Source organism: Streptomyces sp. NPDC005402, from assembly GCF_040606575.1.
Classification (GTDB): domain Bacteria; phylum Actinomycetota; class Actinomycetes; order Streptomycetales; family Streptomycetaceae; genus Streptomyces.
The window spans coordinates 25,217-38,816 of record NZ_JBEXFB010000037.1; the positions used below are offsets into that span (position 1 = coordinate 25,217).

Genomic DNA, 13,600 nt, shown 5'->3' on the forward strand with positions numbered 1-13,600 from the left:
CGGCGACGGACCGGGCGTGGTCTCCGGAGGGCCCGCCTCAGGCGGCCGGCGGAGAGACGATGAGAGTGCGCGTATGCATGATCCCGAAGCCTAGAGGGCGTTTTCCCGGGCGGACAACCGACTTTCGGCGGCACCGGCCGCGACCGGCTCCACGGAGCCCTTGGCCGGGGTCGAGGACTGCGCGATGAAGGCGCCCAGCAAGACGACCGCGCCGCCCACGATCTGCGGTGCCGAGAGGTGTTCGCCCAGCAGCACCCAGGCGAGGACGGTCGCGACGACCGCTTCGAGACAGGCCACGACCCCCGCTATCGCCGGTGAGAGCCTGCGTACCGAGACCACTCCGGTGACGTAAGCGAGGACGGTGGCGATCAGCACGATCCAGCCGAGCAGCAGCCCGGCCGCGACCGGGGTGCCGTTCATGTCGGCGCGCTGCGCAAGGACGGAGAAGTCCATCGTCCAGGGGTGGGCCACGGCGGTCAGGACGGCGGTGCCCACGAGCAGGCCGTACGCGATCACGCCGAGCGGGTCGGGGGCCTCGCCGGAGTCGCTGCCCTGGTCGGACAGGACGAAGTAGCCGACCTGGCAGCAGGCGGCGCCGAGCGCGAGGAGCAGTCCGAGGGCGTCGAAGCTCAGGCCCGACCAGACCTCGACGACACAGGCGAGTCCACCGACCGCGAGGACCACGCCGAACGCGGCGGCGCGGGTGACCGGCCGCCGCTGCACGAACCGCACCCAGCCGAGCACCAGGGCCGGGGCGAGGTACTCGACGAGCAGGGCGACACCGACCGGGATACGGGAGATCGAGGCGAAGTAGAAGGCCTGTACGCCCGCCACGCCGAGCAGCCCGAAGCCGGCCAGCAGAGCCGGACGGCTGCGCAGCAGCGCGCGATGGCGGACGGCGAGCGGCAGCATCACCAGGGCGGCGCCCGCCACCCGCAGCCACACCACGTGGAGCGGATCGAGACCCGCCTCGATCAACGGCTTGGCCGCGACCCCGGATCCGCCGAAGGCGAGCGCGGACACCAGCGCGAGACCGAGCCCGACACCCTTGCCGTCACCGGGACCGACTCCCTTGCCGTCACCGGCCGCCCTGCTGCTCTCAGACGTATGCACCGGCCCATGATGACAGGGGACGACATGAGCGTCACGCCCGTTGACTCCTGTCTCAGCGGCTGGACCGGGGCGGGCCGTCCCACAGGCCTCCGGGCTGGTGGTCGTCGATCCGCGCGAACACGGCCCGGGCGTCAATTCCCGCCCGGGTCAGCACCTCTACGGCCCGGGACTCGGGGTCCACCAGAATGGCCGCGAGCAGGTCGATCCCGCGGGCGGGCCCGTCGGCGCGGTGCGCAGCCCGGGCGCGGGCGTGTTCCATGGCGCCCGCGGCGAGCGGCGAGAAACCGTCGGCCGCCGTCACCACGGGGACCGCGCCGGAGTCCTCGACGGTGCCCTGCCAGCGCAGTCCGTAGCCGATGCTGCGCTGCACGAGATACCCGAGGAGCCGCGGCAGCTGGGGTTCCGCGTCGAGGACGGCGTACGCCTCGGCGTCGGCGTCCAGCAGCGAGTGCAGCAGATGGGCCGTGTCGATCTGCCGGTCCCCGTCCCTCAGTGCGCGCCTGCGGGCACCGGACACCACCGCTGTCAGTTCCGCGCTGAGCCTGACGTCGTCGTCCGGACGGCCCGGCGGCGGGCCGCTCGGTTCGCGGGCCGACTGCCGGGGGATATGGGGGTGCACATCCCCCACCCCATCAGCCCCGGCTCATCCGGACATCCCCGAGGGGAAGCATCTTCGCGTCCCACGGAGAGCGGAGCCCGCGGCCGCGATCTCCTCCTTACGGAGGACATCAGACCTTTGTGTCCCGGTGGCGCGCCGCCTTGTCGTGCGCCTCTCGCGCAACCGCCACGCGACCGCCGGTCGTCCCACACAGGCGTGGAGAGCTGGAGCTGGCTGGTGACGCTGCCGGCCGTGGACGGCAAGCGGTACGTGTACCGGGTGTACGCCCCGGAGGACGCGCTGCTCGCCGACCTGTTCTGGGAGGCGTGGCACTGTCACGACGAGAGCGCGTTCCCGCGCGCGTGGGACCTCATCGACGCGGCGGAGATACGTCGGGTGGGCTGAACGTCCCACGCCCCCACACTTTCTGACGGTCAATCAGTATTGAATGTTGCAGCCCCTGCGGCTACTTTCCGCGACACCACAGCCCACACGAAGAGGTGGCCGCATGGCGGAAATCAGCGCGGAGGCACGCATCCCGGCACCCGCGGAGAAGGTCTGGGCCCAGCTCACCGACTGGTCCGCGTACGGGGAGTGGAACGCGACGCACACCAGCTTCCCCAAGGGCGGCCCGACGGTCCTCGAACCGGGCGGGACCTTCCAGGAGAACATGAAGCTGATGGGCTTCCCCGCCGAGGTCGAGTGGACCATCGACCAGGTGGAGCCGGCCCGGCTGTTCGCCATCCGGGGCAAGGGCCCGATGGCGGTGAGCGTGGCCACGCGCTACACACTGACGCCCGACGGCGACGCCACCACGGTCCGGATCGACGGCGAGTTCACGGGCGCCGCCGTCTCGCTGATGGCGGGCAAACTGAAGGATTCGGGCACCGCCGCCCTCAACGAATCGCTGCGGAAACTGGCCGGGCTGGTGTCCTGACGGCAGGGCACGCGAAGACGCCCCGGGAATCTCTTCCCGGGGCGCAGTCACCGCCGTACGCCTGTGATCAGCCCTCGTCGGCGAGGATGAGGTACAGCTTCTTGCGGGCCTCGTTGATGACGGCCACCGCCTTCTCGCGCTGTTCCTTGCTGCCGGTCTTCCAGACCTGGCCGAAGGCCTCCATCAGACCGAAGCCGGCCTGCCGGATCTCGCCGAGTGCCTCGAAGTCGATGCCGCGGGAGGCTTCCTCCCAGGGCGCGTCGGGACCCTCGTCGGCCGCGCTACGGCCGGCCTCGGTGAGCGAGAACAGCTTCTTGCCGCCCTCGGTCTCACTGGAGATCAGCCCCTCGTCCTCCAGCAACTGGAGGGTGGGGTACACCGAGCCGGGGCTGGGCTTCCACGCCCCGCCACTGCGCTCGGCGATCTCCTGGATCATCTCGTAACCGTGCATCGGCCGGTCCTTGAGCAGGGCCAGGATCGAGGCGCGCACGTCGCCGCGCCGCGCCCTCCCCCTGGGTCCGCCCCGACCCCTCGGCCCCCAGGGCCCGGGGCCGAAGCCCGGCCCTCCGAAACCGGGGCCACCGGGACCGCCCGGACCGAAGGGCCCGAAGGCGGCCCGCAGGCTCTCGGGACCACCACGGCCCCGACGACCGGCTCCACCGTGTCCACGCTCGAATCCGTGGGAACGCATCGCCATCACTCCATTCCATCGTTGATCTGTCGCGATGCTTCAACGATATATCGGAACCGATCGCGTGGCAAGGCCCCATGGCAGTGCCGAGGAGGGTCAGCTCAAGGCGTCGCGCAGCGTGGTGGCCATCAGGTCGATGGCCTCTTTTCCGGCCGTGACCGGGCCCGTGTGGGTGAAGTAGTGGTCGACGCCCTCGAAGACGCGGTGGGTGACCGGAACCCCGGCCGCCTCCAGGGCCTTGGCGTAGGCGTCCCCCTCGTCGCGCAGGCGGTCGTTCTCCGCGGTGATGACCAGGGCGGGAGGAAGGCCCGCGAGGTCGTCGGCGAGTCCGGGCGAGACGAGGGGGTGGGCGCGATCGGCGGGGTCGGGGACGTAGGCGGCGGTGAAGATCCGCATGATCTGCGGGGTGAGCAGCGGCTTGGCGACGAGGGACCGCTTGGTGGCCGGGTCGGCGAGCTGGTCCGTCGGTGCGGAGTCGATGATCTGGAGCCGGGGGGTGAAGGTGCCGCGCTCCCTGGCCAGGCGGCACACCGCGGCGGTCAGGTTGCCCCCGGCGCTGTGTCCGCCGACAGCGAGCCGCGAACCGTCCCAGCCGCCGGCGGCGCCGTTCTCGACGACCCACGCGGTGACGTCGTAGGCCTGGGTGACGGGCGCGGGGTAGGGCCGCTGGGGCGAGACCGCGTAGTCGACGTTGATCACGACACAGCCGGCCGTGGCGGCGATGTAGCGGCAGATGTGGTCGTCCTGCTCGGGGCGGGCGACCACGAACCCGCCGCCGTGGAAGTTGACGTACACGGGGGCGGGGGCATCGGTGGCCGGCGGGCGGTAGACGGTGCACGTCACCGGCCCGGCGCCGGTCTCCACCCGAAGGGGCTCGGTGCGCGCCGGGATGTCGGTGAAGCGCAGGTCCTTGTGCACACGGGACATCACGCAGCCGAGCAGGAGCTGGATCCCCCTGGCCTTGATTCCGGGGCTGAACGGCATGACTGAACACCCATCGCTACAAGATTAAATTAACAGGAATCCTGATAATGAATGCTCGGCGTCGAGAGCGCAATGGGTGTTCGGCGGGCGGTGTGTCACTCCCCTGTCGCCGCCGGTCGCAGGGTCAGCGGAGTCTGCGACCCGACCCGGGTCAGCTTCTCCGGGTTGCGGACGTAGTACAGGCCGGTGATACGGCCGTCCTCGACGCGGGCCGCGAGGACGCCGTCGATCTCGCCGTTCACCCGAAGGACGAGCGCCGGGCTGCCGTTGACCTCGGTGGCCTCGCCGGTCAGCGTGACGGTGAACTTGGCGATACCGCCCCTGATGAAGCGGGCCACCTTGTCGGCGCCGGCGATCGGCCGGGGCGCGGCCTGCTTGACGCCGCCGCCGTCGCTGACCAGGACGACGTCGGGGGCGAGCACGTCGAGCAGTCCCTGGAGGTCGCCGGTCTCCAGGGCGCGCCGGAACGACTCCACCGCTGCCCGCGTCTCACCTGCGGAGGCCGCCCTGCGGGGCCGCCGGGCGTCGACGTGGCGGCGGGCGCGGTGGGCGATCTGGCGCACCGCCTCGGGGCTCTTCTCCACGGCGGCCGCGATCTCGTCGTAGTCGACGTCGAACACCTCCCGCAGCACGAACACCGCACGCTCGGTCGGTGACAAGGTCTCCAGGACACACATCAGCGCCATCGACAGGCTCTCGGACAGTTCCACGTCCTCGGCCACGTCCGGCGCGGTGAGCAGCGGCTCGGGCAGCCAGGGCCCCACGTACGCCTCCTTGCGGCGGGTCATGGTGCGCAGCCGGTTGAGAGCCTGGCGGGTGGTGATGCGGACCAGGTAGGCGCGCCGGTCCTGGACCTGCGCGAGGTCGACCCTGACCCACCGCAGCCAGGTCTCCTGGAGGACGTCCTCCGCGTCGGCCGCCGAGCCGAGCATCTCGTAGGCGACGGTGAAGAGCAGGTTGCGGTGGGCGACGAACGTCTCGGTCGCCGGGTCGGTGGTGTGCTCGCTCATGTGTGGGTCCTTCCCCCGTGGAACGCGCGGCTCAGGCCGCCTGGTCGGCGGTGGCCCGCGCTTCGGTCAGCTTCTGCCCGCGCGTGGCGTCCTTCGCCCACCAGGTGCGGACACCGGGCTTGCGCGCCTCGTACCCGAGCTGCCAGACGGTGCTCCGGCAGACGATCTCCTTGAGCTTCGCACCGAGGAAACCGCCGAGGTGGAGGCTGATCGCGGTGTCGTCCTTGCGCGCGAACTGGAAGATCCCGACACGACGGCCCAGGCTGATGCACTGGCCGGCGAACCCGACGTCGGCGGTGGCGGGCCGCTCGCCCGCGATCCGGCTGAGCACGGTCTGCGCGGCCTGCGGGCCCAGCTGTACCGCGGACTGGCAGCCCATCCGGTACGGCAGGTCCGACGGCGCCGCCGAGTCGCCGGCGGCGACAATGCGCTCGTCGTCCACGCTGGTCAGGGTCTCGTCGGTGCGCAGGCGGCCCAGGGCGTCGGTGCTCAGCCCGCTGCGCGCGGCCAGGTCCGGCACGCCGAATCCGGCGGTCCAGATGGTCACCTCGCTCAGGAGCTCGCGCCCGTCGTCGAGCCGTACGGCGTCGCGGGTCACGGCCGTGACCTTGGTGCCGGGGCCTTCGAGGACGGTCACCCCGAGCCGGGTGAGGCGCCGCGCGACCGAGAGCCGGCCCCGCGGGTGCAGGTACGGGCCGAGCACGCCGCCGCAGACGAGGGTCACCGCGCGGCCCTCCTCCGCCAGTTCGGCGGCGGTCTCGATACCGGCCGGGCCGGCCCCCACCACCGTCACCGGAGCCGTCGAGGGCAGGGCGTCGACGAGGGGCCGCAGTCGCCGCGCGTCCTCCAGTGTGGCGATCGGACGGGCGAACTCGGCCGCTCCGGGCACGTCCGGGTCGGCGCTGCCGCTGCCCACCGCGTAGACCAGGTAGTCGTATCCGAGCGTCTCTCCGCTCGCCAGGCTCACGTTGCGCCCCGCCGCGTCGATCCCGGTCACGGTGTCGACGACCAGCCGGACCCGCTCGGCAAGGACCTTCCGGTAGGGGACGACCGCGTCGTGGGAGCCGCCGACCAGCTGGTGCAGCCGGATCCGCTCGACGAAGCTCGGGCGCGGGTTGACCAGGGTCACGGTCACGTCGTCGCGCAGGGTCAGGCGGTTGGCCGCCATGACACCCGCGTATCCGCCGCCGATCACGATGACTTCGGTGCTCATGGTGTCTCCTCCGTCTCAAGGGGTTCGGCCTCAAGACACCGGGCGGGAGGCCCCTGTGACAGCTTGTGAGCCAGGTCACTTCTCGGTGCGGAGAATCGATGGGGAAATCGGTCCAGCGAATCCGGATTGGCCTTGTCCCCGGCGCCGGACCGCCCCGTACCGTCAGCCCATGCGTATCCGAATCGTCGACGCCTTCACCGACCGAGCCTTCGCCGGCAACCCGGCCGGGGTCCTGCTCCTGGACGACACCTTCCCGGACGACGAGCGGCTCCAGAACATCGCCCTGGAGGTCAACCACGCAGAGACGGCCTTCGCGCACCGGCTCCCCGGGGGTGGCGAGGCCGACTGGGCGCTGCGGTGGTTCACGCCCGCCACCGAGGTCGACATGTGCGGCCACGCGACGCTCGCCACGGCCCACGTCCTGTTCAGCACCGGCATCCACCGGGATCCGGTACGGTTCGCGACCCGCAGCGGGGTCCTCGTCGCCACACCCGGCGAGGACGGCTCGATCACCCTGGACTTCCCGACGGCCCCGCTCACCCGGGTCGCGCTTCCCGAGGGGGTCGCCGAGGCGCTGGGCACCGAGCCGCTCACCGCCTTCGACACCGGCCCGAACATCGGCGACCTGCTGCTCGAGCTGGCCGACGAGAAGACCGTCCACGCCCTGCGCCCGGATCTCAAGGCCCTGGCCGCCTACTCGGAGCGCGGGATCATCGCCACCGCCCGCGCCGAGAATCCGGACCTGGGCTACGACTTCGTCTCCCGCTGCTTCTTCCCGAACGTCGGTATCGACGAGGACCCGGTCACCGGCAGCGCCCACACCGCCCTGGCGCCCTACTGGTCGGAGCAGCTCGGCCGTACGGATCTCACCGGACTGCAGGCCTCGCCCCGGTCCGGCCGGGTCCGCACCGGGCTGCGCGGTGAGCGCACGCTGCTGACGGGCCGTGCGGTCACGGTCATCGAGGGCGAGCTGCTCGCCTGATCACGCGGTCGGCAGCCAGCCCACCTTCCCGGCGAGCAGCGCGTATCCCACGAACGCCCCGATGTCGAGCAGCGAATGCGCCACCACCAGGGGGCCCACCCGGCCCCACCGCCGGTACAGGTAGACGAACACCACGCCCATGACCATGTTGCCGATGAAGCCGCCGACGCCCTGGTAGAGGTGGTAGCTGCCGCGCAGTACGGAACTGGCCACCAGGGCGGTGCCCGGCGTCCAGCCCAATTGGTTCAGCCGGCGCAGCAGATAGCCGACGACGATCACCTCTTCGAGGATCGCGTTCTGCATCGCCGAGAGGATCAGCACCGGGTACTTCCACCACACGTCGGGCAGGGCCTCCGGCACCACGGTGAGGTTGAAGCCCAGGCCGCGCGCGGCCAGGTAGAAGGCGATTCCGGTGCTGCCGATCACGGCCGCGATCCCGGCCCCGCGGGCGAGGTCGGGGCCCGGCCGGGTGCGGTCGAAGCCGAGGGTCCTGAGGCTCTGCCCCTCGCGCAGCAGGAAGTGCGCGACCAGGAGGACGGGCACCAGGGCCGACGCGATCCCGAAGAGCTGCCAGGCGAGATCCAGCCAGGGACGGCCGGGCGCGGCCGAGGCGTTGAGGGTCGCCGCCTGGTCCCTGAGACCCCCTGGTTTGGTGACCGATCCGACAAAACTGATCAGCGCGGACACACCGCTCGCACCGAGCGAAAGCCCCAGAACGAGCAGCGTCTCGTCACGGAAGAACTTCCGTGAGAGCGCCCTCTGCGGAAAAGAATCGGCCACTGCCCCTTCCTCCGCCTGCACACCTGCCTCCAGTTGAGTAATCCAGCCTCATCCCCAACTCCGCCCCGCTAGGGTCCTTCGAAAGAACTTACGAAGATCGTGAGTACTGACGAAGTTCGTGCGCGACAGGCCGTCGGGGGGACGGACGCCGTACGGGGCGTACCTCCCACCTTTTCCTGCCAGATACGGCTGTCCGGGCACGGGGAGTCGACAGGGAGGGGCACCACCGTCATGGGACGTCACAGCTTGCCCGATCAGTATGGGGCGGGCGGCAGCGACCCCCGCCCACGCGCCCGCCGCCGCACCGTGGCCATCGCGACAGTGCTCGTTTTGACCGTCGCCGGCGGTACGGCCGCAGCCGTCCACGGCGGTCTGCTCTCCTTCGGCTCCTCCTGCCGGGACGAGGCGGTACGGATCGAGGTCGCCGCCTCCCCCGACGTGGCCCCCGCCCTGCGCACCGCGGCCGAGCGGGCCCACGACGAGAACCTCACCTCCGACGGGCGCTGCGTCGACATCTCGGTGACCGCGCGAGAGTCGTACAAGGTCAGGGACACGCTCGTGGCCGGCAAGGACCCCGGCGCGCAGGTGTGGGTGCCGGACTCGGACCTGTGGGTGGAGCAGATCTCCGCGGACTCCGGCGCCACGGAGGTGGCCCGCGTTGGCAACGTCGCCTCCAGCCCGGTCGGGATGGCCATGGTGCCGACCGCCGCGAAGTCGCTGGGCTGGCCCAAGAAGACGTACGGCTGGCTCGAACTGGCGGGCGCCACCCTGCGGGACGACTCCCTCAAGCTGGGCGCCGCCGACCCCGCGCGCAGCGCGTCCGGGCTGCTCGCCCTGACCCGGCTCAGCGGTGCGGCGGGACAGGTCGAGGGCGGGGCGACGCAGGCCGCGGCGATGATGAAGGCGCTCTCGCAGCGCATCTCCGACAGCGACGGCCAGCTCGTGGAGACGCTGCCGCGGGACTCCTCGGGCACCGAGCAGGGCAATCCGAAACGCAATCAGGCGCTGGTGCTGTCCGAGCAGGCGGCCTTCGCGTACAACTCCTCGGCGGAGTCCGGGGACGGATTGGACTTCTTCTACCCCGAGGACGGTTCACCGCGGCTGGACTACCCGTTCACGCTCGTCGACGAGAAAAGGCTGAGCACGGACGAGAGCCGGGCGGCGATCCGCTTCATGACGTATCTGCGCAAGCCCGAGCAGCAACAGCTGCTGACGGACCGGGGGTTCAGGACCTCCGGCGACCAGGTGTCGGCCTCACTGGTCGCCAAGGCCGGGGGCAGGGTGCCGCAGCCGTACGCGGCGGCGGCCGGTGAGCCCGCCTCCGCGACAGCCCTCCAGGAGGCCCTCGGCACCTGGACGATCACCGTGCAGAGTGCGCGGATCACCACGGTCGTGGACGCGTCCTCCTCCATGTCGGAGACCGTGCCGGGCACCGGCCGCTCCCGGATGGACGTCACCAGGGCGTCCCTCCTCCAGGCCCTCGCCACCTTCACCCAGGAGGACGAGATCGGCCTGTGGGAGTTCTCCACGAAGCTCGACGGCGACAAGGACTACAAGATCCTCGTGCCGACCAACCGACTGGGCGACAGCACGGCCGCGGGCGGCACCCAACGGGAGCGGCTGTCGGCGGCGTTCGGCGGTCTGGAGCCGGTGCCGGGCGGTGCGACGGGTCTGTACGACACCACGCTCGCCGCGTACAAGGCGGCGACGTCCTCCTACGCCGCGGGAAAGTTCAACGCGCTGGTGGTACTGACCGACGGTGTCAACCAGGACCCCGGCAGCATTTCGCGCGGGGCGTTGATCTCCGAACTGGAGAAGCTCTCCAGCCCGGCACGCCCGGTCCCGCTGATCGTGATCGCGGTGGGCCCCGGCGCCGACCGCGCGGAGGCCCAACAGCTCGCCGGGGCCACCGGCGGTTCCGGCCAGCAGGTCAACGACCCCGCCCAGATCCACACGGTGATCCTGAAGGCCATCGTGGCCGCGGGTGCCAAGGGCGGCAGCGGCTGACCCCGCGCCCGGCGGGGGCCTCACCCCAGCCGGACCGGCTCCGGCAGCCCGACCGGCCAGGTGTGCACCGGCTCTCCCTCGCGCATCAGCTCGCCGTACCGCCGTGTCGTGGCCGCCAGCGCAGCGTCCCGCGACAGTCCCGCCTCCAGGGCCCGGTGGAAGGTCGCCGCCTGCCAGGACGCCCCGTTGGCCCGGCGCCGGCACCGCTCCTCGATCACCCCGAGATACAGGTCCCGGTCGGCGCGCTCGATGCCCCACGCCGCGAGCCCGGCCTCGGCCAGCGGCAGCAGTTCGTCGCGTACGAGGCTCACCGCGTCGACCTCGACCGTGCCGCCATGCCGGCCGCGGCGGGGCCAGGTCATGCGCGCGTCGATGCCGTGGCGGCAGGCGGCGTCGAAGTTGGCCGCGGCCGCCTCGAAGGGCATCCGGGTCCACACCGGCCGCGACTCCTCGGCGAGGGCGCGGACGAGGCCGTAGTAGAAGGCCGCGTTGGCGATGACGTCCGTGATGGTGGGGCCGGCCGGCAGCACGCGGTTCTCGACACGCAGGTGCGGGACACCGTCGGCGATGTCGTAGACGGGCCGGTTCCAGCGGTACACCGTGCCGTTGTGCAGGACGAGTTCGGCGAGCGAGGGCACCCCGCCCTCGTCGAGGACCTTCAGGGGGTCCTCGTCGTCGCAGATCGGCAGCAGGGCCGGGAAGTAGCGCAGGTTCTCCTCGAACAGGTCGTACGCCGAGGAGATCCACCGCTCCCCGAACCAGGTGCGCGGCCGCACGCCCTGCGCCTGGAGTTCCGGCGGGCGGGTGTCCGTGGACTGCTGGAAGAGCGGCGGCCGGGACTCGCGCCACAGCTCACGGCCGAACAGGAAGGGCGAGTTGGCGCCGACGGCTATCTGCACGCCGGCCACCGCCTGTGCGGCGTTCCACACGTCGGCGAAGCGGTCCGGGGTGACTTGGAGGTGCAGCTGTACGGAGGTGCAGGCGGCCTCCGGGGCGATGGACTTCGAGGTGCAGGTGAGACGTTCCACCCCGTCGATGTCGAGCACGAACTCCTCACCGCGCGCGGCCACGATCTGGTCGTTGAGCAGGGTGTAGCGGTCGACGTCGGAGAGGTTGGAGGAGACCAGGTCGTCCCGGTCGAGGGTCGGCAGAATGCCGATCATCACGATTCCCGCGTCGAGCTCGCCCGCTTTACGGTCGGCATATGCCAGCGAGGTACGGAGTTCCTCCGCGAGCCGGTCGAATACCCTGCCGCCCAGTCGATGTGGGGCTATGTTGACTTCCAGATTGAACATGGCGAGTTCTGTTTGGAAATCTCGGCTTGCGATGCGTTCGAGGACCTCTCCATTCAGCATTTTCGGCATACCGTCGGTGCCGACCAGATTCAATTCGATCTCCAGCCCCATCAGATTCTTGGGGCGATCGAACCGCTGCTCCGCCAGAAGCCGCTCCAGCCCCGTCAGGCACGTGCGGAGCTTGTCGCGGTAGCGCTGGCGATCGGACAGGTCGAACTGGCCTGCCACGACCTTCTCCCCCATCGATGGGTCCTTCCTCGCTGCGTCATGATTCACGTGGGATGATGCCCAGCCGGAACGATCGGTAACGTCCCGCCGCGGCCCCGAGCCCGCTACGCTGTCGGATGTGACCGGTGGCACATTCACTCGGCATGCGGCTGCCAGCAGTTTCGAGTGCCCCGAAGAACTCGTGAAAAACGCCGACGAGAATTGGCCGACCGCTCCCCGAACATTCTCCGAGGTCATCGCCGCGAAGTAACCACGGTATCGGGATGATTCCCGCGTATCGCCGACCGAATGACTCCTTGCCCTGGGCGTCGGAAGCGGCTAGACGAAACACCGTCTGAACATATGTCGTATAAACTCCGCACAAGGCAGAGGGTTGGCACCCGCGGTCCTGGATCCTGCCGTCAGGTGACGTACGGCAGTCCCCACCCCCGCACCTGCGTCACCGGACCCCGGCCCCCGCCTCTCTGACCCCGTGAGCTGACAGCGTCGTCCGCCCCCGCCCTCGCGCCACCGTGCCTGTCGAATGAGAGGCGACCCACCATGCCGCTGCATGTCCCTCCGGCTCCCGCACCAGCACTTCGCTCCGTCCTCACCGCACTCGCCTCGCCCACCGCAGTCCGCGAGGCCCGGACCCCTTCCCTGTTGCGCGCCCAGGGGCCCGTCACACCCGAGCTCCCCCTGCCCGTGCACGTCCTGGACGGCACCGCCACCAGGCTGGCCGGGTGGCGTTTCCTGATCCGCTGCGGCGAGCGGTCGGTGGCCGCGGCCGAGACCATGCTCACCCCGGACGGCTGGGCGTTCTCGCACTTCTTCGAGGGCCCCTACATCGCGTCCACCGAGCGCGCGCTGCGCCAGGCCGAGGTGATGCAGCAGCCCTACCAGCCGCGCCTGCTGTCGATCCCGGGCCTGTACATGCTCGCGCTGTGGCTGCACGGCGACTGCGCGGCGGACGCCGCCGCGGGCGACCTCGCCGCCACCGACCTGCTCGTCCCACTGGCACCGGCCCCGCCGGGCATCGCCGCGCACCGCCCGCACCGGGCCGCCGAACTGCTCCCGGTACTGACCCATCGGGTGACTCCGGCCCCACTGCTCGGCTCACCCGCCTGAACCCCCGCCCCGCCCGCTCGTACCCCGCCCCGAATTCCGGGTAGCGGGGTACGACTCCGTTTCAGGCGCCATTAGGGTCGTACGAAATCCCCCGGGGATCACACAGAAACCCTTTGCTCGTACGAGCGCACAATTGCTCGGACGAGCCGGACGCAAGACCGACTCCCAGTGGACTAGCCCTATTCGGCCCCCTCGAACCACCCGAAGGGACAGTGCAGTTGAGATGAACCGTCCGGCCGGGTGACGCGTCTCCAACCTGTGAAGAAGTGGTGATGCGAAATCCCTGCGGATTGACGCCCGTAGGGCAACACTGGGTTCGACTGAGTTATCGCAACGGGGGACGTCATGACCACAACACAGCGAAAGATCCCACCAATGTGCCAGCACCAGCCACCGTGTCCCACCGCCGACTCCGCCGACCGGGAATCCGCCCGCCTCGTGGCGCACCACCCGGAACAGGGCTGGAGCCTGCTGTGCAACGGCGTTCTGCTCTTCGAGGACACCGGTGAGCTCCTGCCCGACGGTCGGGTCATCGCCCCGCACCGCCCGCTCGCGGCGGCCACGGCCGCCTGAGCACGGCCGGGCGGCCGCGTACCGCCCGGAGACCTGAGGGGCCGGCTCGCAGCGATCGTCTGCGCACCGGCCCCGACGCATG

14 protein-coding genes are annotated in these 13,600 nt (G+C 70.8%); 6 read left to right on the forward strand and 8 right to left on the reverse strand.

The window, feature by feature from the left end:
- Positions 1 to 90: 90 nt before the first annotated feature.
- Both ABZT02_RS41825 and ABZT02_RS41830 read right to left on the reverse strand, forming a co-directional pair.
- Entirely contained in the window at positions 91 to 1,113 is a 1,023-nt protein-coding gene (locus tag ABZT02_RS41825) for an EamA family transporter (protein WP_356027754.1), read from the reverse strand.
- A 52-nt stretch (positions 1,114 to 1,165) separates the two neighbouring features.
- Positions 1,166 to 1,732 carry a Clp protease N-terminal domain-containing protein gene (locus ABZT02_RS41830; protein ID WP_356027756.1) on the reverse strand — a complete coding sequence of 189 codons (567 nt, stop codon included), beginning with the start codon at positions 1,730 to 1,732 and terminating at the stop codon, positions 1,166 to 1,168.
- 195 nt (positions 1,733 to 1,927) lie between these two features.
- Here ABZT02_RS41830 and ABZT02_RS41835 point away from each other — a divergent pair, with 195 nt between their 5' ends.
- Positions 1,928 to 2,116 carry a hypothetical protein gene (locus ABZT02_RS41835; protein ID WP_356027816.1) on the forward strand — a complete coding sequence of 63 codons (189 nt, stop codon included), beginning with the start codon at positions 1,928 to 1,930 and terminating at the stop codon, positions 2,114 to 2,116.
- Between the two features lie 103 nt (positions 2,117 to 2,219).
- Positions 2,220 to 2,648, forward strand: coding sequence for an SRPBCC family protein (locus ABZT02_RS41840; RefSeq protein ID WP_280852777.1), 429 nt, complete (start codon positions 2,220 to 2,222; stop codon positions 2,646 to 2,648).
- 67 nt (positions 2,649 to 2,715) lie between these two features.
- Here the strand turns inward: ABZT02_RS41840 and ABZT02_RS41845 are convergent, their stop codons facing one another.
- From ABZT02_RS41845 to ABZT02_RS41860, 4 genes are all read right to left on the reverse strand, one after another.
- The gene (locus ABZT02_RS41845) at positions 2,716 to 3,339 is read right to left on the reverse strand and encodes a PadR family transcriptional regulator (RefSeq protein WP_356027759.1); all 624 of its coding nucleotides are present in this window, start codon (positions 3,337 to 3,339) and stop codon (positions 2,716 to 2,718) included.
- A 96-nt stretch (positions 3,340 to 3,435) separates the two neighbouring features.
- Positions 3,436 to 4,323, reverse strand: a complete 888-nt coding sequence (locus ABZT02_RS41850) for an alpha/beta hydrolase (protein WP_356027762.1) — start codon at positions 4,321 to 4,323, stop codon at positions 3,436 to 3,438.
- A 95-nt stretch (positions 4,324 to 4,418) separates the two neighbouring features.
- Positions 4,419 to 5,333: an RNA polymerase sigma-70 factor gene (locus ABZT02_RS41855; RefSeq protein ID WP_356027764.1), complete on the reverse strand. Its 915-nt coding sequence runs from the start codon at positions 5,331 to 5,333 to the stop codon at positions 4,419 to 4,421.
- A gap of 31 nt (positions 5,334 to 5,364) precedes the next feature.
- The gene (locus ABZT02_RS41860; RefSeq protein WP_356027766.1) at positions 5,365 to 6,546 is read right to left on the reverse strand and encodes an FAD-dependent oxidoreductase; all 1,182 of its coding nucleotides are present in this window, start codon (positions 6,544 to 6,546) and stop codon (positions 5,365 to 5,367) included.
- 169 nt (positions 6,547 to 6,715) lie between these two features.
- Between ABZT02_RS41860 and ABZT02_RS41865 the strand changes: the two genes are divergently transcribed.
- Positions 6,716 to 7,528: a PhzF family phenazine biosynthesis protein gene (locus ABZT02_RS41865; RefSeq protein WP_356027768.1), complete on the forward strand. Its 813-nt coding sequence runs from the start codon at positions 6,716 to 6,718 to the stop codon at positions 7,526 to 7,528.
- On the opposite strand, the gene ABZT02_RS41870 is transcribed toward ABZT02_RS41865, so the two are convergent.
- A complete protein-coding gene (locus tag ABZT02_RS41870) occupies positions 7,529 to 8,329 on the reverse strand; it encodes a type II CAAX endopeptidase family protein (protein WP_356027770.1) in 801 nt (266 codons plus the stop codon).
- A 210-nt stretch (positions 8,330 to 8,539) separates the two neighbouring features.
- Here ABZT02_RS41870 and ABZT02_RS41875 point away from each other — a divergent pair, with 210 nt between their 5' ends.
- Positions 8,540 to 10,315 carry a substrate-binding and VWA domain-containing protein gene (locus ABZT02_RS41875; protein ID WP_356027772.1) on the forward strand — a complete coding sequence of 592 codons (1,776 nt, stop codon included), beginning with the start codon at positions 8,540 to 8,542 and terminating at the stop codon, positions 10,313 to 10,315.
- A gap of 20 nt (positions 10,316 to 10,335) precedes the next feature.
- Here the strand turns inward: ABZT02_RS41875 and ABZT02_RS41880 are convergent, their stop codons facing one another.
- Positions 10,336 to 11,853 carry a glutamate-cysteine ligase family protein gene (locus tag ABZT02_RS41880; protein ID WP_356027774.1) on the reverse strand — a complete coding sequence of 506 codons (1,518 nt, stop codon included), beginning with the start codon at positions 11,851 to 11,853 and terminating at the stop codon, positions 10,336 to 10,338.
- 525 nt (positions 11,854 to 12,378) lie between these two features.
- Between ABZT02_RS41880 and ABZT02_RS41885 the strand changes: the two genes are divergently transcribed.
- Both ABZT02_RS41885 and ABZT02_RS41890 read left to right on the forward strand, forming a co-directional pair.
- A complete protein-coding gene (locus tag ABZT02_RS41885) occupies positions 12,379 to 12,945 on the forward strand; it encodes a hypothetical protein (protein ID WP_356027776.1) in 567 nt (188 codons plus the stop codon).
- A 375-nt stretch (positions 12,946 to 13,320) separates the two neighbouring features.
- Entirely contained in the window at positions 13,321 to 13,518 is a 198-nt protein-coding gene (locus ABZT02_RS41890; RefSeq protein WP_020123464.1) for a DUF5999 family protein, read from the forward strand.
- The last annotated feature ends 82 nt before the right edge of the window (positions 13,519 to 13,600 follow it).